Consider the following 16,175-nt stretch of genomic DNA (forward strand, 5'->3'; position numbering starts at 1 on the left):
CCCGGCGGGCATCCGGGATGCGCTCCTAGCCGATCCGGGTGATCGCCGGGAACACGTAGTCCTGGTCCAGGATCCGCGGATCCGGCTCGTACATGCGCAACACCGGTCGGAAGGCGCCGGCCGGCGTCGGCAGCCAGTTGGCGCGATCCCTCGCATCGGCCGGCTCCCGGTGGGAGAGGTGGATGACCAGCGACCCGTCCGGCTCGAATTGCAGCCCTTCGGTGCGGTCGCCCAGCGAGTAGCGGTCGATGGGGTTTTCCACCAGGAAGTAGTTGGGCACGTCGTACATGGTCAGCGACCAGAAGGCGCCCACCGGCGGGGTCGGGTCCAGGTGCAGCCGGTAGCTGTGCGCACCGGTGAGCGGCTGGTCGTCCTGGTCCACGTAGGTGGCCGTGTAGGCGGCCTCGAAGGCCTGGTTGCCCCACAGCCCGCCCAACGCGGCTCCCGCGCGCTGGGCGATGCGGCGCTGCGGATCGGCGATCTTGTAGCGGTCCTCGTCCAGCGAACCGACTTCGAAGTAGTCAAGGTTGTAGTCGAAGGAATGGTAGGCCAGGTTCCAGCCGTTGACCACTGCGTTTCCGCCCCCGGAGGCCAGCAGCTCATCCAGCGCGGCACGGCCGGCGGCGAAGGCCTGCTCCAGCTGCTCCTCCCCGGCCTCGGCCAGCTGCAGGGCGCCGCGCTGCAGCTGCCCATCGCGCGGCGCCGGGGCGAACTCCCGACTCCAGGCGCGGAACTTCGCCCAGAAGTCCAGCGCCGGCGCACCGGTCTCGGGGACCGGGGGCAGCCCGGCCGGCCCCGCGGCGGCATCCAGCGGCGTAAGCGTCGTGGCATTCTGCAGCGCATGCGCTGCGGGAAGATCCGCCTCGTTGTCCACCGCCCAGCGTCCGACGATGCTGGCGACGCGCGTGGGCACCCGCACCACCACCGCGTCGTCCGGGGCCTGGCCCTCCCAGCCCGGGGGCACCAGCAGGTAGCGCCCGGCGCCGGTTCCGGTGGCGCGGTGCCCGACATACGCGAAGTTGTCAGTCCAGGCGCTGACGAACTGCAGCACGTAGTAGCGGCCGGCGGCCTCCGGCACCTGAAGCAGGATCGGTCCGACGCCCAGGTCCAGCTGCGCCATGGAGTAGATCGTGTCGTTGTTGATGGTCACGAAGGTGTCCTCGGGACCGGCCAGCGACCGGGCGTGGCTGAAGGTGTTCCACGGCGCGGCGGGATTCTTGCCGACGCCGGTGGCCACATAGCGGGCCACCTGCTCCAGGTTGAAGACCAGCGGGAAGGCGTAAAGGTAGGAAGCGAGCAGTTCCTCACGGCGTGGGCTCATGGGAGCGGTCCTTTCAGGCGGCGCGCCGGACCCGCGGTCCGGCATCATTGCCCCCCAGTCTGCCCCGCCGGGCACCCGGGCGCATCCTCAATCGTTGATGATTGGCGGTGCTGCGCCCGGCATTGCGGCCCGGCGGCGCATGCGCGCGACCAGGTAGTCCAGCCAGGCGCCCACGTTCCTCCGGGCCTGGCCGGTATCCGGGTAGCGGCAGCGCAGGTGCACCCCGGCCTCGTCCAGGATGAACCAGAGCATCACCGAGTCGGTGCGGATCGCGGCGCTGACATACTGCGGCTCCAGCACGGTGGCCGGCAGCTGCACCGGCAGCCTGCGCAGGTCCAGCCAGGACACCGCGAACATGCCCGGCGCCTGCGGCATCCCGCCGAAGGGTTCCATCAGCGGCGCCAGCGGCCAGGAGCCCAGCGCGATGGCCTCCTTCACCGCGGCGGCGCAGGCGCGCGGGTCCGGGTCCGCGGATTCAAGCACCGAGTTGGTGATGAACCAGCCCACCGCATCGAACCAGCGCGGCTCGGTGCGGCTGTGCACCGGGAACACCGCGCGCAGCGGTTCCCCGGCCAGCGCGGCGGTGGTCTCGGTCATCATCGCCACGCTGAGCGCCAGCGTTGACACCCCGGCCGCCTTGGCCTGCGCGGAGAAGTCGGCCAGGGCCGCGGTGCCGAGCACGTCGCGCACCTCCACGCGTTCGGGCTGCGGACTCGGATCCCCCAGCGGCAGCCCGAAGCGCGGCATGGCCCCGCCGCCGGCCTCGATCAGCTGCGCCCAGCGCCGGCGCACCCCGTCCGGGGCGGGGGCCTGCCGCGCCAGGGAACGGGTGTGGTCGGTGAAATCCGGCGCCGGTTCCACCCCGGGATCCGCCCCCGCGCCGATGGCTTCCAGCGCGGCGACCAGGTCCCGTGCGAGCACGAGCATGGACCACATGTCCACGTGGGAGTGGTCCGATCCGATTACCAGCGCCGGGCCGTCCGCGGTCTCGATCAGGCACAACCGGTGCGCGGGCCGCTCGAAGGGCGCGCAGCTGGCATCCAGCACCCGCTGCACCGCTGCATGCATGGTTTCGCCGGGCTCCACCCGGTGCTCGATCCACGCGCCGGGCCCGAACCGCACCTGGTGCAGCTGCGCGCCGGCGGGATCGGCGTCTCCGCCGGGCCCGGCGGTGAAGACCGTGCGCAGCGTCCCGTGCCGGGCCACGACATGCTCCCAGGCGGCCGAGAGCTCGCCGCGCGGCACGGGTCCGGGCAGCCGGAAGGACAGCGCCATCCACGAGCCGGGCCGGTCGCCTTCCCCCACGTGCCGGGCCTGGTCGAAAGACACCGGCAGCCGGTCCCCCACCGCGCCCACGTCCAGGTCGTAGCTGAGCAGCGGGCCGAACGGCAGGCGCAGATACTGGATGTGGGTCAGTCGCATACCACGTATCATATTCGCAAAGCCACCGGAACAGAGCGGAGCCGCGGATGCATGAATTCCACGTGCCGAATGCGCGGATCGCCTGGGCGTTCAGCGACGAGGCCGGCCACCCTGTGGTGCAGCTGCACGGCCTGACCTCCAGCCGCTCCCATGACCGGCTGCTGAACCTGGATTTGGGCCGGGCCCTGTCCGGCACGCGGCTGCTGCGCTACGACGCCCGCGGCCACGGCCATTCCACCGGGCGCCCGGTGCCGGAGGACTACCTGTGGCCGGCGCTGGCCGATGACCTGCTGCGCCTGCTGGACTATTGGTTTCCCGGCGAACAGGTCCACGGGGTCGGCCCCTCCATGGGCACCGGCACCCTGCTGCATGCGGCGGTGCGCCAACCGGAGCGCTTCAGCGGATTCACGCTGATGCTCCCGCCCACGGCCTGGCAGACCCGTCCCGCGCAGGCCGAATCCTACCGGCGCACGGCCGAGGGCATCGAGGCGCTGGGGCTGCAGGAGTATTTTGCGCGCGGCCCGGAATCCCCGCGGCCGCCGGCCGCGGCGGACAACCCGCAGGTGCTCCCCCACGTGGCCGAGGAGCTGCTGCCCTCGATCTACCGCGGCGCCGCCCTGAGCGACCTGCCGTCGGCCGCGCAGCTGGCGCGGGTCGCGGTCCCGACCACGATCCTGGCCTGGACCGGCGACCCGGGACATCCGCTGTCCACCGCGCAGGCGCTGGCGGGCATCCTGCCCCATGCCGAGCTGCAGGTGGCCGCGACACCGCAACAGGTGGCGGACTGGCCCCAGCTGCTGGCGCGGGACGTCGCCCGGCGGGCCGGCTGAACGCCGGCGGTCCATGCCGCGTCGCACGGGTCCCGGACCAGCCTGCGCCGCGCCGTGTCCGGGCAAGCCAGTCAACCAGCAGCGCCCGCAGCAGCAGCGGCTGTTCATGGGGCAGGGCGTGCCCGGCCCCATCGAGAACCGCCAGCGTGGAGTTCGGAAAATCCGCGGCGGCGCGCATCGTGCCGGCGAACCCGACGGTCGAATCCTGCCGCCCGGCCACCAGCAACGTCGGCGGCTCGTAGGTGGAAGGCGCCGCAGCGACCAGCTCCCAATGCCGGCCGATCCGTTCCATGGCCTGCGCATCGGCCAGTTGCGCTCCGGGCGCCACGAAACGCTCATAGCGTTCCAGCATGCCGCGGGTGTGGAGGACGAAATACTGCGTGAAACCCCGGTCTTCGCTCTGGACCCCGGGCACCAGGACCCGGTGCTCGGGAACCTCGGCATCGCCCGGCAGCAACGGGCAGACCAGAGCCAATCCAGCGACCCGCTGCGGCGCGGCCAACGCCATCGCCCGCGCGTAGTAGGCCCCGGCGGAATGGCCGGCCAGCAGGTAGGGGGCCCCGCCGCTGGCCCGGTCCGCGAAGTCGAGCAGGACCTCCAGCACATCCTCGGCGCCCCCGATTTCCGGCCCGGCTGCGGTTCGCCCCATCCCGGGCAGGTCAGGATAGATGCGCCGATACCCCGGCACGCCGTCGAAGGCCGGCTCGAAGCAGGCCTGCGGTTCGCGGTGGTCGACGCCGCCGCCGTGGAGAACGAGCACCGGCACCCCGGATCCGTGTTCGGCGTAGTGCACCACGGTGGTTCGCGTGGGAATGTCCATTGGCCCATGGTGCGCCCGCCGGGCGCCGTGGACAACGGCCGTCCGCCGTTCTTCGGCCGCCGTCCAGCCTCCGGCCTTGGGCCAGCCGGAGGGAGCTGCCCGAAGGGAGCTGCCGCGGCCGCTTGCCGAAGGGCCCGACCCGCGTGCAAAATGTGACCATCAGCCACTTCGTTCAAAGGATCAGCGCATGTCGTTCCAGGCCTATTTGGACACCATCGAGAAAAAGACCGGGCTCACTCCCCGGCAGCTCGTCGAGCTCGCCGCGGCCAAGGGCCTGGACCAGCCGGGGGTGAAGGCCTGCGAGATCCTGGCGTGGCTCAAGGACGAGTACCAGCTGGGACGGGGCCACGGGATGGCGCTGGTCTACGTCATCCAGAACGGCCCGACGATCAGCTCCAAACACGTCGGCTCGGATTCGGTGCACCGCGACGACTCCGAGACGCTCTGGCTGGACGGCATCGCCACCAAACCGGAAGGCTGACGGCCGCGCCGCCGCCGGCCCCGGCTAGGAACCCGACAGCTGCCGATACGCGTCGGCGGCGGCTTCCTTCAGGAATTCCTCCGGCCAGTAGCCGCGCAGGGCCTGGCCGAACTCGATCTCCTGCAGCGTCGCACCCGCGGCGTGCGCCTGCGACAACACCGCCGCCAATGCGCTGAATCTGCCGGCCTGGTCGACCAGGAATGCGCGGTCCACGGGAGCCCCGTGCCCGGGCACCAGCACCTCGGTGTCCTGGATGCGTTCGGCCAGAGATTCCAGCACCAGCGGCCAGCCCAAGGGATAGGATCCCGAGCCGAACATGGGCGGCCCGGATTCCTCGATGACGTCCCCCAGGAACCACACCCCGGCATCCGGAATGCGGATGGCAAGGTCGGTATCGGTATGCCCCGGGCCCAGCGGCAGCAGCTCCAGTTCGCGTCCCCCGGGACGCACGACCTGCGCGGAGTCCACCAGCGCGGTGGGCGGGGTCAGTTCCACCTGGCTCCAGGACATCTCCGGCTCGAGGTCGGGCCGCTCGCGCACGAGGTCCAGCCGGGGCCCTTCAAACTGCTCGAAGTGCCGCGGGATCAGGTAGTGGCCGTAGATCGGGATGCCGGCCCGGGCGAAGACCTGGTTGCCGAAGGTGTGGTCGTAGTGCGCATGGGTGTTCACCACCGCCACGACCGGCTGCCCGAAGCGCCGCGCGACGTCGTGCATGATTTCCCGCGCCTCGGCGGGATCGTTGCGGGTATCGATGATCGTCGCCCCGTGCGGCCCGAGGACCGCTCCCACCGAGACATCCAGCGGGTCGTAGCGCCGCTGGAAGACCCCGGGGCCGACCTCCCTCCAGCCACCGCCGCTCATGCTTCCTCGCTGAAGGCCAGTCCGGCAAGGCCCGGCCAGGGGTCGGTGGCCAATCGGCCGTAGGTGGCCACGTCGATGCGCCGCCCGTCGATGGGGAACTTGGCCCGTTCGGTTCCCTCGCGGATGAATCCGGCGGCCCGGGCCACGCCGCCGGAAGCCGGGTTGTCCACCCTATGGCCCAGCTCCAGCCGTTCAAGCTCCAGGGCGGTCAACGCCCAGTTCGCGACGGCCGCCGCGGCCCGGCTGGTCCACCCGCGGCCGCGTGTTTCGGAAGCCATCCAGTACCAGAACCAGCCGCTGCGATTGGCCGCATCGGCGTTCACGCACACCAGGCCCACCAGCCGGTCCTGGAGAACGACGGCCCACGGATGCCGGTTCGAGTCCGGTTCCAGCAACGCCGCCACATAGCGCTCAGCTTCCCGGGGCGAGCCCACGGACCCCTGCCGTTCCATGCCCGTGCCCGGTGCGAAGGCACGCAGCACGTCCCCCGCGTCGGAGGCCCGCAGCCTCCGCAGGCTCGCCTGCGCCTCCCCCGCGGGATCCTGCCCGGCCCCGCCGCGTCCGCCGCCGGGCGCTTCTGCCTGCGGCGCCGCGGCCACCAGCACCGGCTCCCCGCCGGTCAGGTCCAGGATCGGCAGGTCCTCCCGCAGCACGTCGGCGTACATCAGCCGCAGGTCGTGGCGCAGTTCCTGCAAGGTTTCCCCGAACGGTCCCATGGCGTTGGCGGTGTACGCCGGAGGCTTGCCGGGGTCGGACTCGTACAGCTCGCGGACGTTCCAGCTGATGTTCCCCTCGCCGTCGGCATTCCGCGACGCCGCGTATCTCCACGAGTGCATGCTCATGGCCCCAGCCTACCGATGCCCCCGGCCCTTGTCTGCCGCCGCCCGGCGTGCCCTTCGGTGGCGCCACGGGAGTCGGCCGGCGAGGATGGGACCATGACGATCACCTACGAATCCGGCCGGCTGCCGGCGCGCGATGAACTGCTGGCCCTGTACGACGCGGTCGGATGGACCTGCTACACGCAGGACCCGCAACGGCTCGAAGCGGCGATCGCCGCATCGCTGTCGGTGGTCGCCGCGCGCGCGGCGGGCCGCCTGGTCGGCCTGGCGCGCATCGTCGGCGACGGACTGACCATCGCCTACCTGCAGGACCTGCTGGTGGCTCCGGAGCACCAGCGCGCCGGGGTTGGCAGCGAGCTGTTCCGCCTGGCGTTCCTTCCCTACGACGAGGTCCGGCAGAAGGTCCTGATCACCGACGACGAACCGCGCCAGCTGGCCTTCTACCGGTCCATGGGCTTCAGCGAAATCCGCGACCTGGAACATCCCACCAGGGCGTTCGCCAGGTTCGGCTGACCGCCGGCGGCATGGCCGCGACAGCATTGCGTCGACAGCATTGCGTCGACAGCATTGCGTCGACAGCTGCGATGCGGCTGTGCTGTACTGGGCCATGGGCCTGCTTCGCCGGTACCGCTCCACGGGAGCCGATCCGCTGTTCGGACATCCCCTCCGTGCGCACCACGGTGTCGCGATGGAGGGCTATTTCTGGCGCATCACCGACCCGGACACCGGGCGCGTGGTCATCGCGCTGTGCGGAGCCAACCAGGGGCCCGACGGGCCGTGGGCCACCCTGGGCCTGGCGGCCTGGCCCACCGGATTCCTGCGGACCGCCGCCGTCGACGGGGCCTGGACCGATCCGGACCGGCTGGGCGTCCGGGCCGGCGCTGGCCTGCGGGCCTTCGATGCCACCTGTCAGCGCCTGCACCTCGATCTGGGCCCCGGCGCCGGACTCGACATGGAGATCCGCGATCCGCTGCCCTGGCCGCACCGTGCGCTGGGCGGTTCCAGCGTATTCCAGATGGTGCCGGGCCTGAACCAGTACTGGCACCCGTGGCTGCTGGGCGGCAGGGCCTGCGGCACCGCGGCTCTGGGCGATTCCGTGTGGGAGTTCGAGAATGCGCAGGTGTACGCGGAGAAGAACTGGGGGCGCGAAGGCTTCCCGGACTCCTGGTGGTGGGGCCAGGCCCAGGGCTTCGCGGATCCGCTGGCCTGCGTCGCGTTCGCCGGAGGCCTGGTCACCGCCGGGCCGCTGCGCACCGAGGTCACCGGACTGGTTGTCCGCTTGCCCGATGCCCGGGTCATCCGTCTGGGCGACCCGCTGATCAGCCCGGTGGCCACGCGCACCGGCGACGAGCAGTGGCGGTTGTCCGGCCGCGGCTACGGTTGGCGCATCGATATCGAAGCCTCCGCCCCGCTCGATGCGGCGTTCGTGCTGCCCGTGCCGCTGCCCAGCGAGCACCGCAATGTCCCCGGAGACCTGGAGCATCTGGCCGGTGAGCTGAAAGTGACCGTGCGCCGCCATGGGCTGCTGGTCTGGGAAGGCAGCACCGCGCTGGCCGCGCTGGAACATGGCGGGCTGGCACGGGCCCGGCAGGAACTTCGCCGGCGCGGGCTGGACGATACGCTCCCCTCAGCTCCGCCTGTGCAGCGCGAGCGGTGACTCCCCGCGGGCCGAGGCGCCTGTGCTCGTGACGGTGCACGGAACCCCAGCCGGGGATAGTGCGACCGGGCACCAGGTGCCGTCGTTGGAGAGCCGGCGGCGGACGGCCGGCAGCAGCCGGCCGGTGGCGGATCTGGCAACGCTGATCGGCGCCGACGCGCCAACTCTTCGGCAGCGCCCGCAGCCAACCCAGAATCATCCTGAGCTGAACAACGCCTGCAGCGCACAGGATCGCGACAAAGATCCAATGTGTGCCTCCGTCGGGAAAACGATCGCTGCCGACGAATCCGGCCACGCGTGCGGCTGTTGCGGCAAAGACAAGAAACCCGCTGCTGAGCATGCTGCCCCGCTTGAAGCGATGGCGGGTCAGCGGCCGTGGAAACGAGACGAGAGACCACAGCGCATACAGCCCCACCGGAATCCAGGCCATCCACAGTGCGGATCGATGCTCGGGAAGGTTCCGTCGTCGGCCATCCCGCCTCCGGCGGGGTATTCACCGGTGACAATGCCGATCGTCAAGGCTGAAACCCCCAGAATGAGAAGTGGAAGCAGATCGAAAACGACGGCGAGAAGCACTCCTGTGGAGAGGAACCCGGCCAAAGGTATCCAAGATAGCGCGCGCTGGCCGCGGTTCCTGGCCGGTCTGCATCATGTCCTGCCTTCCAATCTCGATGCTGAAAACCTATCGGACCGGCAAATCCTCGATCTGTTCTGCGGCAACACGCAAAAGATCCTGAGACGGTAATGTGCAAAGTACTAATCATCTGGAGAGGAACCAGCAATGACACTGCACCCTGGTCTGTCGGCAGTCGCCGGTCTCATCGGCACGTGGCGAGGCGAAGGGGCTGGCGAATACCCGACCATCGACCCCTTTGCGTACACCGAAGAAGTGACGTTCTCGGACGTGGGAAAGCCGTTCCTCCACTACATGCAACGCACCTGGTCCCCCGCCGGTGCGCCCATGCACACCGAAACCGGGTACCTGCGCCTTGTCGACGGATCCTCCGTGGAGTTCGTGCTGGCACAGCCCACCGGGCAGGCAGAGCTGGCCGAAGGCCCCCTCGCGGCGACGGCCGACGGATTCACCTGTGAGCTGGCATCACGAGTCTCCAACTCGGCGAGCGCCAAGCAGGTAGATGGCACCGAACGGCGGATCGAACTCGCCGGCGACGTCCTGACCACCCATTTCGCGATGGCGGCGGTTGGCGTGCCCATGACGCACCACTTGAAATCCGTGATGCACCGGGTCTGACAGGGTCCGCCCGACTTCAGGAGCTGTTGCCGGCTCATGCTTGCGTGGCCAGGTGTCCGCTGTCCCCGGGGAATTCCGCGGGGAGGGCGGGCACTTGGTTTGCGGTGCCCCAGTGATGGCGGGATGCCGCTGCATCGGCGTCATCGCGTGGAAGCTGCCGTGGAAACCGCTGCTTCGGGCCTTCGTGAAGGCCTAAGCCTGCAGCACGTAGCGCAGGGTCTCCACGACCTGGCCGGTGGTCTTGCACCATCCCTGGGCGCCGGCGTCGACCTCCTTGAGCGGGTGCACGATGTCTTCATCGTGCAAGGCCACATAGGGCTTGCCCAGCGCGGCGCAATACCCGGCGTCGAAGGCCGCGTTCCACTGCTTGTACTTGTCTCCGAAGCGCACCACCACGAAGTCGCTCTTCTCGATCAGGGTGCGGGTACGGATGGCGTTGATCTTGGATGACTGATGGTCACGCCAGAACTAGCTGGAGGTCTCCCCCCAGGTGGTCGCCGGCGGCGTCGCTGGCCGGGTGGTCCGTGACCGGAGCGGTGAAAACGATGTCCAGGCCTGCGGCCTCGGCGCCGCGCTGGATCTCATCACGCCAATCGGTGTGGATCTCTCCCGACAGATAAACAGTGAAACTCATGGCCGACGGCTCCTTCGCTGGGACAGACGGACCCGGTTGGTCCTCGAATCCCTCATCCTATGGGCCGCATTCGCTATTTCCGCTTCGGGGCCACAGCGCTCCTTAACAATCTCAGCGGCCCGGGCGGCGGCTGCCTCGGCCGTGCGCCGGCTACAGTCCCGAGGCCAGCAACTGCCGCCATCGCTGCGGCATGGGCGCGTCGATGGACAGCGTGGACCCGTCGGGCTTGGGAATGGTCATTGTGGCCGCATGCAGGTAGAGCCCGTTGCCGCCCGCTGCTGCGACCTTGCGGTTGAAGGCCTTGCTCCCGTAACGGTCATCCCCCGCGATCGGGTGTCCCGAATACTGCAGGTGCACCCTGATCTGGTGCTTCCGACCCGTCAGCAACTGGACCTGGAGCAAGCTGGCGTTCCTGCCGATACGGCGCTGCACCTTCACCCGGGTCTCGGCCCGCTGGCCGGACGGCGCCACAACCACCTTGTCCTCCCGGCGTTGCAGCGGCGCATGTATCACGGTGGCCTTGCTGTCCCAGCTGCCGGCGACGACGGCCAGGTAGTGCCGCTCAATCTCCGCTTCCCTGTCGCGCAACAAATCATGCAGGTAACGCAGCATGCTCGGGGTCTTGGCCAGGACCAGCACCCCCGAGGTATCCCGATCCAGCCGGTGGCTCAGTTCAAGCTGCGGCAGCTCGGGGCGCAGCTGGCGGAAGGCCTCGATCACTCCGGCCGCGACGTCGGTGCCCTTGTGCACCGCTACGCCGGCTGGCTTGTCGACAACCAACAGGTCCCTGTCCTCGAACAGCACCGCATTGCCCAGGCTCTTGAGCAATGCGGTAGGAACCTGCGGCGCCCGGGCTTCTGCCGGCGCCGCGTCCAGGACCGGCATCTGGATGGTGTCTCCTTGGGCCAAGCGGTACGTCTGGTCGATCTTGCGTCCGTTGATACGCAACTTGCCGGTACGCAGCAGCTTGAACAGCTGGCCCGCGGGCACGTGCTTGAACTGGGAGCGGAGGTACTTGTCCAATCGTCGGCCAGCGTGCTCGCTGTCCACGACGATCCTCTGGTTCCCTGATCCGCGCGGTGTCATGAGTTGGGGCTGCAAAGCTGTCCCAGGCAATCAATCACTCCATATGCTGGTCCCGTTGGTTCTCGGGGCTCGGCGGTGCCGTTATCGGCGGGTCATTCGCTGGCGGCATCCGAGCGGTTGCGGCCATGCAGCAAGGCTCGAAAAGGCCAACTTTCATGGTACCGCGTTCAACTACGGACATCAGAATCCTCTGGTTCTCGAAGGCCGTGCTGGGTCCGCTGAAGCTGGTGCGCCACCCCGAGGCCCCGGCGACAGTTCCCCGTGTGCGGCCAGGCCCATCCACACCGATGACCGCAGGACCACTGCGTCCCGCCCATGACGCACCATTGGGGCTCGCCGTTGCGGTGAAGTTCACCGCTTCCGCCGTACCGCGCCGCCTGCCGTGGCCATCGCGCTCGGAGGGATAACGGCCACGGGATTCATGCTCTGGTGGCCTCGGGATGCAGCAGCGGGCAGCAAGCCAGCAGTGCTCCCCCGACCACGGAGCCCAAGCCGCCTACGGCCATGTCCGAGAGAGTGTCTTCATACGCGATATAGATCTCGTTGCTGGCGAGTTCGCGGCCTATCCATTCGATCATTTCCCAGAGGGCGCCGGCTGAAAGCCCCAGAGCGGTCACCAGCGTGACACCCATGCGCGGGGAAAATGCCGGCGAACGAGGATCGGGCAACACCTTGGCATGGGTTAACGCCAGATAGAGCATGACGGCAATTGATCCGTTGCCCAGAAAGTGCACGGCCAGATCCCACCACGCTATCCGCACATACAGGTCGAGCACGTTGCTCCACGCGGCGGCCTGCAGGATCACCACGATCGCGGCGTCGGCGATCGGCCGCATTCCAAGGAACCTCGGTGCCACGCATCCGGGCAGCGCGAAGGCCAGGATTGCCGCGTCGGTGGGTCCGTACACCACCGCCGCCACCACGACGCCCAGTGCAGCAAGGCACCTGAGGACATCCGCGCCAACGGCCGCCGGGCCGTGGAGCCGGCGCAGGAAGTTCTCAATCATTCCACCGCTCCTGTTCCGGCAGCCGGAGCACCGCCTGCACGGGCAGGTGGTCCGACCCCCATCCCCCGTGGTAGCGCAGGCCGTTGGCGCCTGCCGCGGTGACCAGGATCCCGGGCGAGACGAGAATCCAATCCAGCTTGCGGCCCTCGGTCCGCGGAACACGATAAGACCCCAGCGTCCCCCACGCCATGCCCAGGGAGCGCCGTGCCCTGCCTGATGCCTCGAGCAGACCGTAGGTGCGCGTCAGCTCCTGCATTTCCGCGGCATCCAGCCCCGCATTGAAATCACCGGTCACCAGGACCGGAACCGGGCTCTGCGCGACCAGCTGGCCGATGCAGTGCACGGAGCGCCGTCGCGAGCCCGGCGACAAGTGGTCCAGGTGGGTGTTGACCATCTGGACGCAATGTCCAGTGCGCCGATCCCGGAAGCTCGCCCGAACGAGTATCCGCGGCAGGAGGTTTCCCCAGGAGATCGAGCCGGGACGGTCGGGGCGCGCCGACAGGGCACGTTGTTCCCAGCACAGCAGTTCAAGGCGCTGCGCATCGAAGATGATCGGGCAGCGTTCTCCGCGCCCCCGGCGGCTCCGTCCGTAGCCCACCGACCGGTAGGCGGAGCCGAGCGCCGACAGGACGAAGTCCACCTGGGAAGGAAGGGCTTCCTGCAGGCCGAGCAGGCTCGGGCGCTCGGACTGCAGCAGGGACTTGATCCTAGGAGCCCTCACATCCCATCGATCCGCTGTCCGGCCCAGTGCATAACGGGTACGGCGCCTGATGTTCCAACTCATGACATGGATATCCGCCACACCGATCTCCCCGGCGAATGGCCTGCTGGCAGGGCGGGGCCCGGAGCCGCGTCCGCGCTCAGGCGACGCGGGAACCACTGGCGTTCCTCGTGTCCCGAGGGTGATTTCCACGGTCGACGCCGAGCAGCCTTTTCCAGCGTCGGGGCGGGAATTCATCGGGCCAATGCACTAGAACGGTTCGGAAGCCGCGGCGCAGGCGTTTTGCGAAGGCGCGGGCGTCGAAGAATGGGCGCATCGACACCCCCATCATCGACGACTTCACATAGCCGACTTTGTGGTTCGCTCCAAGATGGAAGGCAAGATCCAGATCGTCATGAAGCTCGGGATCCCGGCGATGGGCCGCAGTGCGAATCTGCGCCCAGGCTTCCCGACGCAGCCCCATATTGGATCCGAACAGCGGACGATGGCCCAAGGCAGGTGCCGTGGCCAGCACGTACACCCCCAGGTAGACCGCGGCCAAGGGAGCGCGAAGCGCCCGGGGGCCGTCGGTGAAACGCGCGGGTCCGGTCAAGGCCGCGGTGCCCGGGTTCCGGGCAAATGCGTCCACCATGTCCTCCACCCAGGTCGCCGGAGGCACGCAGTCGGCATCCAGGCGCAGGATAATCTCGCAGCGGGCATGGTCATACCCCGCTGCGCTGGCCGCGGGGATACCGGGCTCTGGACACGCCACCACTGCTGCACCGGCGTCGCGCGCCACCTGCGCGGAATCATCGGTCGACGCGTTGTCCACGACGACGATCTCGTCGGCGGCGCGGGTCTGGGCCTTGAGTGCAGCAAGGCACCGGGCCAGCAGGGGGCCGTCGTTTTTCACGGGAATGACTATCGAGACCGTGGACCGCCCCGCCGGTCCGGCCTGACGACCCGTGATCTCATAGTCCATATCCTGTGGCACCGTGTTCATGGAGCCTAGGCTATCGTCTCCGCGATCCGGCGCCGCCCAAACTGGATGCCAGCAGAAAAGGCAGACTGCGGCAATCCGGCCGGAAGCCTCGCGCCGACGCGCTGCACGGAAATTCCGTCGAAACCAGGCGTAGCGACGCCGGGATACTAGGCTGAAAGCATGGCAACCGTTATTCTCGTGCGGCACGGCCGCTCCACCGCAAATACCGCCGGCGTGCTGGCGGGCCGCGCCGACGGCGTCAGCCTGGACGAGGTGGGCCGAGAGCAGGCGTCGCTGGCCGGAGAACGGCTGGCCGCCGTCCCCCTGGTCGGGGTGGTCTCCAGCCCGCTGGAGCGCTGCCTGCAGACCGCCCAATTCATCATCGACCGCCAGCCCCAAGCGCCCTTCGCGCCCATGGACTCCGGCCTGGTCGAATGCGACTACGGCCAGTGGCAGGGCAAGACGCTCAAGGAGCTAGCCACCGAAGAGCTGTGGAAGGTGGTCCAGTCCCAGCCCTCCGCGGCCGCGTTCCCGGGCGGCGAATCCCTGGCGGCCATGCAGGCGCGCGCGGTGGCCGCCATCCGCCGCCGCGATGCGGCCTTCGAATCCGAGCACGGCCCCGGCGCAGTATGGGCGGCCGTCAGCCACGGCGATATCATCAAATCGATTCTCGCCGACGCGCTGGGCACCCACCTGGACATGTTCCAGCGCCTGAACGTCGGCCCCGCGTCGGTGTCGATCGTGCATTACGGGCCGCACCGTCCCAGCGTTTATGCGATCAACACCGAGGCCGGCGATTTGTCCTGGCTGGCCAAGGCCGCCCCTGCGGGCGACGCCCCGGTCGGCGGCGGCCCTGGACACCAGGCGCCGTGAACGTCTTCGGCCTAGAATATTGACATGTCTACACGTGTTCACGAGTTTTCCTGGCCAGATCGTGTCGTGGTCGGCGTCATCGGCGATCCGGGATCGCGGGCGTTCTACCTGCAGGTGCGCGCCGCCAAGCAGCTGGTGACGCTCGCCCTGGAGAAACAGCAATCGGCGGCGCTCGCCGAGAAAATCGACGAGGTGCTCGACCAGCTCGGCGCGGTCGAGGGCAACCCCTTCAGCGTCCCTGCCGGCACGCCCCTTGAACTGGTCGACAACGACCCGCTCGAACCGGTCGAGGTGCAGTTCCGCATCGGCGCGATCAGCCTGGGCTGGGATGCCACCACTTCGCAGATCGTCATCGAGCTCTATCCGCTGGGCGAAGACGACGACGAAGATGTCCCGGCCGATGCCGACGAGATGCTGCTCGTGCGGGTGCCGGTGGGCACCGCGCGGGCCTTCGCCAAGCGCACCCGCGAGATCGTGGCGGCCGGGCGGCCCATGTGCCCGATGTGCGGGTACCCGATGGATCCCGAGGGGCATGTCTGCACCCCTCCGGAGGACTGATGCCGGCGCCGGACCTGATGGCCGCCGAGCTGACCCTCACCGGCCGCATCACCACGGCGTCCAATGCCACCTTTCTGGGCAGCATCGGAGCCACGGAGGTCGTCTACAAGCCGATCGCCGGCGAAAGCCCGCTCTGGGATTTTCCCGACGGGCTTCTGGCCCACCGGGAGGTCGCCGCATACCTGGTCTCCCGGGCTTTCGGCTGGGATATCGTGCCGCAGACCTGGCTGCGCGAGGGACCGCTCGGCGAGGGCATGGTGCAGCTGTGGACGGAACCGGATGCCGGGCAGAGTCCCGTGGACCTGGTCCCAGCGGACCAGGCGCCATACACCGGCTGGAAACACGTCCTCAAGGGCCAGGATGAGAACGGACGCGTCGTCGAGCTCATCCACGAGGACACGCAGGCGCTGCGGCGCATGGCCGTGTTCGACGTGATCGTCAACAATGCCGACCGCAAGGGCAACCACATCCTCGCCATGCCCGATGGCCACCGCTACGGCGTGGACCACGGACTGACCTTCCACCGCGAGCACAAGCTGCGCACGGTGCTGTGGGGATGGCTGGGCCAAGCGCTGAACGACGACGAGCTCGAAGGCCTAGGCAAGGTCGCCGCGGGGCTGTCCGGCGAACTGGGGCGCAGCCTGGCGCAGCTGCTGACCGGCGAAGAAGTCGACGCCTTGGCCGCACGCTGCCAGCGGTTGCAGGCCACCGGGACATTCCCCGGACCCAGCGGCCAGATGCCGGCCGTCCCCTGGCCGCTGTTCTAGGGACTCCGGCCCCGCGTGGTTTCCCGCTTCCGTGGGGTAAAGCCGGCAATCTCGGTGGCTTGCTCTCCCGGCGCCGGCGCGGATC

Annotated in this window: 19 protein-coding genes and 1 pseudogene; 9 read left to right on the forward strand and 11 right to left on the reverse strand. The window is 69.1% G+C overall.

All coding sequences use genetic code 11. The annotated features are described in order from the left end of the window. Nucleotides 1–25 precede the first annotated feature (25 nt). Both C1H84_RS03330 and C1H84_RS03335 read right to left on the reverse strand, forming a co-directional pair. Nucleotides 26–1,321 carry a DUF1254 domain-containing protein gene (locus tag C1H84_RS03330; RefSeq protein ID WP_113606509.1) on the reverse strand — a complete coding sequence of 432 codons (1,296 nt, stop codon included), beginning with the start codon at nucleotides 1,319–1,321 and terminating at the stop codon, nucleotides 26–28. A gap of 87 nt (nucleotides 1,322–1,408) precedes the next feature. Next, complete coding sequence (locus C1H84_RS03335; protein ID WP_113606510.1) at nucleotides 1,409–2,743, reverse strand: condensation domain-containing protein; 1,335 nt, start codon at nucleotides 2,741–2,743, stop codon at nucleotides 1,409–1,411. 47 nt (nucleotides 2,744–2,790) lie between these two features. On the opposite strand from C1H84_RS03335, the gene C1H84_RS03340 reads away from it, so the two are divergent. Further along, complete coding sequence (locus C1H84_RS03340) at nucleotides 2,791–3,573, forward strand: alpha/beta fold hydrolase (RefSeq protein WP_113606511.1); 783 nt, start codon at nucleotides 2,791–2,793, stop codon at nucleotides 3,571–3,573. 154 nt (nucleotides 3,574–3,727) lie between these two features. Here the strand turns inward: C1H84_RS03340 and C1H84_RS03345 are convergent. Beyond that, nucleotides 3,728–4,393 (reverse strand): annotated as a pseudogene (locus C1H84_RS03345) (alpha/beta fold hydrolase); the annotation flags it as partial. Between the two features lie 187 nt (nucleotides 4,394–4,580). On the opposite strand from C1H84_RS03345, the gene C1H84_RS03350 reads away from it, so the two are divergent. After that, nucleotides 4,581–4,874 carry a DUF4287 domain-containing protein gene (locus tag C1H84_RS03350; protein ID WP_113606512.1) on the forward strand — a complete coding sequence of 98 codons (294 nt, stop codon included), beginning with the start codon at nucleotides 4,581–4,583 and terminating at the stop codon, nucleotides 4,872–4,874. Nucleotides 4,875–4,898: 24 nt separating this feature from the next. On the opposite strand, the gene C1H84_RS03355 is transcribed toward C1H84_RS03350, so the two are convergent. Both C1H84_RS03355 and C1H84_RS03360 read right to left on the reverse strand, forming a co-directional pair. After that, nucleotides 4,899–5,735 (reverse strand): MBL fold metallo-hydrolase, encoded by an 837-nt coding sequence (locus tag C1H84_RS03355; RefSeq protein WP_113606513.1) that lies wholly within the window; start codon nucleotides 5,733–5,735, stop codon nucleotides 4,899–4,901. After that, nucleotides 5,732–6,577: a GNAT family N-acetyltransferase gene (locus tag C1H84_RS03360; protein WP_244910792.1), complete on the reverse strand. Its 846-nt coding sequence runs from the start codon at nucleotides 6,575–6,577 to the stop codon at nucleotides 5,732–5,734. Before C1H84_RS03360 ends, C1H84_RS03355 begins: the two co-directional genes overlap by 4 nt. Before the next feature lie 93 nt (nucleotides 6,578–6,670). Between C1H84_RS03360 and C1H84_RS03365 the strand changes: the two genes are divergently transcribed. From C1H84_RS03365 to C1H84_RS03375, 4 genes are all read left to right on the forward strand, one after another. Next, complete coding sequence (locus tag C1H84_RS03365) at nucleotides 6,671–7,087, forward strand: GNAT family N-acetyltransferase (protein ID WP_113606514.1); 417 nt, start codon at nucleotides 6,671–6,673, stop codon at nucleotides 7,085–7,087. 175 nt (nucleotides 7,088–7,262) lie between these two features. Next, nucleotides 7,263–8,231 carry a tocopherol cyclase family protein gene (locus tag C1H84_RS03370; RefSeq protein ID WP_244910793.1) on the forward strand — a complete coding sequence of 323 codons (969 nt, stop codon included), beginning with the start codon at nucleotides 7,263–7,265 and terminating at the stop codon, nucleotides 8,229–8,231. 124 nt (nucleotides 8,232–8,355) lie between these two features. Beyond that, nucleotides 8,356–8,976 (forward strand): hypothetical protein, encoded by a 621-nt coding sequence (locus tag C1H84_RS17905; RefSeq protein ID WP_146955841.1) that lies wholly within the window; start codon nucleotides 8,356–8,358, stop codon nucleotides 8,974–8,976. Nucleotides 8,977–9,012: 36 nt separating this feature from the next. Continuing rightward, nucleotides 9,013–9,483 carry a heme-binding beta-barrel domain-containing protein gene (locus C1H84_RS03375; protein ID WP_113606515.1) on the forward strand — a complete coding sequence of 157 codons (471 nt, stop codon included), beginning with the start codon at nucleotides 9,013–9,015 and terminating at the stop codon, nucleotides 9,481–9,483. Between the two features lie 192 nt (nucleotides 9,484–9,675). Here the strand turns inward: C1H84_RS03375 and C1H84_RS18605 are convergent, their stop codons facing one another. The 6 genes from C1H84_RS18605 to C1H84_RS03400 form a co-directional block, all read right to left on the reverse strand. After that, complete coding sequence (locus C1H84_RS18605; RefSeq protein ID WP_342352840.1) at nucleotides 9,676–9,924, reverse strand: YtoQ family protein; 249 nt, start codon at nucleotides 9,922–9,924, stop codon at nucleotides 9,676–9,678. 16 nt (nucleotides 9,925–9,940) lie between these two features. Next, on the reverse strand, nucleotides 9,941–10,117 hold the full coding sequence (locus tag C1H84_RS18610) for a YtoQ family protein (protein WP_280524247.1): 177 nt from the start codon (nucleotides 10,115–10,117) through the stop codon (nucleotides 9,941–9,943). 150 nt (nucleotides 10,118–10,267) lie between these two features. Continuing rightward, entirely contained in the window at nucleotides 10,268–11,203 is a 936-nt protein-coding gene (locus C1H84_RS03385; protein ID WP_113606516.1) for an RluA family pseudouridine synthase, read from the reverse strand. A 419-nt stretch (nucleotides 11,204–11,622) separates the two neighbouring features. After that, the gene (locus tag C1H84_RS03390) at nucleotides 11,623–12,210 is read right to left on the reverse strand and encodes a DUF2238 domain-containing protein (RefSeq protein ID WP_113606517.1); all 588 of its coding nucleotides are present in this window, start codon (nucleotides 12,208–12,210) and stop codon (nucleotides 11,623–11,625) included. Further along, the gene (locus tag C1H84_RS03395) at nucleotides 12,203–12,994 is read right to left on the reverse strand and encodes an endonuclease/exonuclease/phosphatase family protein (protein WP_113606571.1); all 792 of its coding nucleotides are present in this window, start codon (nucleotides 12,992–12,994) and stop codon (nucleotides 12,203–12,205) included. The genes C1H84_RS03390 and C1H84_RS03395 overlap by 8 nt, the downstream gene beginning before the upstream one ends. A gap of 76 nt (nucleotides 12,995–13,070) precedes the next feature. Beyond that, complete coding sequence (locus tag C1H84_RS03400) at nucleotides 13,071–13,913, reverse strand: glycosyltransferase family 2 protein (RefSeq protein ID WP_237562418.1); 843 nt, start codon at nucleotides 13,911–13,913, stop codon at nucleotides 13,071–13,073. A gap of 159 nt (nucleotides 13,914–14,072) precedes the next feature. Here C1H84_RS03400 and C1H84_RS03405 point away from each other — a divergent pair, with 159 nt between their 5' ends. Genes C1H84_RS03405 through C1H84_RS03415 form a run of 3 tightly spaced genes read left to right on the forward strand, consistent with a single transcriptional unit; the run spans nucleotide 14,073 to nucleotide 16,090 of the window. Further along, nucleotides 14,073–14,765, forward strand: a complete 693-nt coding sequence (locus tag C1H84_RS03405; RefSeq protein WP_113606519.1) for an MSMEG_4193 family putative phosphomutase — start codon at nucleotides 14,073–14,075, stop codon at nucleotides 14,763–14,765. Between the two features lie 24 nt (nucleotides 14,766–14,789). Beyond that, nucleotides 14,790–15,323 carry a DUF3090 domain-containing protein gene (locus C1H84_RS03410; RefSeq protein ID WP_113606520.1) on the forward strand — a complete coding sequence of 178 codons (534 nt, stop codon included), beginning with the start codon at nucleotides 14,790–14,792 and terminating at the stop codon, nucleotides 15,321–15,323. Then, nucleotides 15,323–16,090, forward strand: a complete 768-nt coding sequence (locus tag C1H84_RS03415) for an SCO1664 family protein (protein ID WP_113606521.1) — start codon at nucleotides 15,323–15,325, stop codon at nucleotides 16,088–16,090. Before C1H84_RS03410 ends, C1H84_RS03415 begins: the two co-directional genes overlap by 1 nt. Nucleotides 16,091–16,175: the final 85 nt, after the last annotated feature.

Source organism: Glutamicibacter soli (genome assembly GCF_003309065.1).
Classification (GTDB): Bacteria; Actinomycetota; Actinomycetes; order Actinomycetales; family Micrococcaceae; genus Glutamicibacter; species Glutamicibacter soli.

Coding starts and splice junctions, on each gene's coding strand:
- C1H84_RS03375 (WP_113606515.1), top strand. CDS start 9,013: ATGACACTGCACCCTGGTCTGTCGGCAGTCGCCGGTCTCATCGGCACG.
- C1H84_RS03410 (WP_113606520.1), top strand. CDS start 14,790: ATGTCTACACGTGTTCACGAGTTTTCCTGGCCAGATCGTGTCGTGGTC.
- C1H84_RS03355 (WP_113606513.1), bottom strand. CDS start 5,735: ATGAGCGGCGGTGGCTGGAGGGAGGTCGGCCCCGGGGTCTTCCAGCGG.
- C1H84_RS03415 (WP_113606521.1), top strand. CDS start 15,323: ATGCCGGCGCCGGACCTGATGGCCGCCGAGCTGACCCTCACCGGCCGC.
- C1H84_RS18610 (WP_280524247.1), bottom strand. CDS start 10,117: ATGAGTTTCACTGTTTATCTGTCGGGAGAGATCCACACCGATTGGCGT.
- C1H84_RS03395 (WP_113606571.1), bottom strand. CDS start 12,994: ATGAGTTGGAACATCAGGCGCCGTACCCGTTATGCACTGGGCCGGACA.
- C1H84_RS03335 (WP_113606510.1), bottom strand. CDS start 2,743: ATGCGACTGACCCACATCCAGTATCTGCGCCTGCCGTTCGGCCCGCTG.
- C1H84_RS03370 (WP_244910793.1), top strand. CDS start 7,263: ATGGAGGGCTATTTCTGGCGCATCACCGACCCGGACACCGGGCGCGTG.
- C1H84_RS03400 (WP_237562418.1), bottom strand. CDS start 13,913: ATGAACACGGTGCCACAGGATATGGACTATGAGATCACGGGTCGTCAG.
- C1H84_RS03350 (WP_113606512.1), top strand. CDS start 4,581: ATGTCGTTCCAGGCCTATTTGGACACCATCGAGAAAAAGACCGGGCTC.
- C1H84_RS03405 (WP_113606519.1), top strand. CDS start 14,073: ATGGCAACCGTTATTCTCGTGCGGCACGGCCGCTCCACCGCAAATACC.
- C1H84_RS03330 (WP_113606509.1), bottom strand. CDS start 1,321: ATGAGCCCACGCCGTGAGGAACTGCTCGCTTCCTACCTTTACGCCTTC.
- C1H84_RS03385 (WP_113606516.1), bottom strand. CDS start 11,203: ATGACACCGCGCGGATCAGGGAACCAGAGGATCGTCGTGGACAGCGAG.
- C1H84_RS03390 (WP_113606517.1), bottom strand. CDS start 12,210: ATGATTGAGAACTTCCTGCGCCGGCTCCACGGCCCGGCGGCCGTTGGC.
- C1H84_RS03340 (WP_113606511.1), top strand. CDS start 2,791: ATGCATGAATTCCACGTGCCGAATGCGCGGATCGCCTGGGCGTTCAGC.
- C1H84_RS03360 (WP_244910792.1), bottom strand. CDS start 6,577: ATGAGCATGCACTCGTGGAGATACGCGGCGTCGCGGAATGCCGACGGC.
- C1H84_RS03365 (WP_113606514.1), top strand. CDS start 6,671: ATGACGATCACCTACGAATCCGGCCGGCTGCCGGCGCGCGATGAACTG.